Source organism: Streptomyces sp. NPDC002130 (assembly GCF_040296465.1).
GTDB lineage: Bacteria > Actinomycetota > Actinomycetes > Streptomycetales > Streptomycetaceae > Streptomyces.
Map to the genome: position 1 here is coordinate 1 of NZ_JBEOXI010000793.1, position 1,496 is coordinate 1,496.

General features: G+C 61.7%; 2 protein-coding genes. Both read right to left on the reverse strand.

Annotated elements, in window-relative coordinates; translation table 11 throughout:
• The coding region (locus tag ABT116_RS45595) for an urease subunit alpha (protein ID WP_351647004.1) at positions 1-1,029 on the reverse strand (1,029 nt) is incomplete at its 3' end.
• A 35-nt stretch (positions 1,030-1,064) separates the two neighbouring features.
• Positions 1,065-1,496 (reverse strand): urease subunit beta (locus ABT116_RS45600; protein WP_351647007.1); only part of this gene is annotated, 432 nt, incomplete at its 5' end.

Here is a 1,496-nt window from a genome sequence, read left to right on the forward strand (position 1 = left end):
GCGAACGCGGGACTCGGCAAAAGAAACATCCGAGGGCACTTTGGGATTGAGGTTGTGACAGACCATGATCATGTCGAAGAGTTCGGCCTGAGTGTTGATGCCGTACGGCAACGTCGGGTTGGTCGACGCCGGAAGTACGTTGTCCTCTCCCGTCACCCGCAGAATGTCGGGTGCGTGGCCGCCACCCGCGCCCTCGCTGTGATAGGTGTGAATCGTGCGTCCTTCGAAGGCCGCGATGGTGTCCTCGACGTAGCCGGCCTCGTTGAGCGTATCCGTGTGAATGGCGACCTGAACATCCATTTCGTCTGCCACCCGCAGAGACTCACGAATCGTGGCCGGGGTTGCGCCCCAGTCCTCGTGGACCTTCAGACCGGCCGCACCGGCCTTGATCTGTTCGACCAGCGACTGATGCCCGGACGAGTTCCCCTTGCCCAACATGCAGACGTTGACCGGCAAACCCTCGTTGGCCTTGAGCATCATCTCCATGTTCCAGATACCGGAAGTGATGGTGGTGCCGTTGGTTCCGTCGGTCGGGCCGATGCCGCCACCGATCAGCGTGGTCACTCCCCCACTGAGCGCGTGATACGCCTGCTGCGGTGACACGAGGTGCACGTGTGGATCGATGCCGGCGGCAGTGAGAATCATCTGCTCACCGGAGATCGCGTCGGTCGCCGGACCGGTCGTCAGCCCCGGAGTGACGCCTTCCATCGTGCTGGAGTTTCCCGCCTTGCCCCAGCCGACGATCTTCCCGTCCTTGATTCCCACGTCTGCCTTGACGACGCCGATGGTTGCATCGACGATAACCACGTTGGTGATCACGAGGTCGAGGGCACCGTCGATGCTGCACGACTCCGGATCCTGGCCCATGCCGTCGCGCAGCGTCTTGCCGCCGCCGTAGATCGACTCGTCGCCGATGGTTCGAAGATCTTCCTCGACCTCGATGTACAGGTCGGTGTTGCCGAGCCTGATCTGGTCACCCGTGGTAACCCCGAACAGACCCGAATACTCTTGTCTCGAAATGCTTGTCATGGGTGTTGCTCTCCTTCGTCCGCCGTGAACGAGAATCAGTCGGTTTGAGGTTCGGACAGGAAGCCGAGTTCTTCGGCACGCTGGACGGCTCCGGGAAGCCTCGGCCGGTAGGCGGCGTGGGTCGGCGCCCAACCGTCGACAAGTCCGTTGAAGCCTTGCACTCGTTGCTTGCCGCCGAACGGCACCAACGTCACTTCCTTCTCGTCGCCCGGCTCGAACCTGACCGCCGTGCCCGCGGGAATATCGAGGCGCCAGCCGAAGGACTGTTCACGATCGAACGACAACGCGCGATTGACTTCCATGAAGTGATAGTGCGAACCCACCTGGATGGGACGGTCACCGGTATTTCGGACTCGCAGCTTCAAACGCGGACGACCCTCGTTCAGCTCGATCGGCTCGTCCCGCAACACATATCCGCCGACCGGCACTTTCTTCTCGCCGCCGGAATCCTTCTTCGTCGATTTGCT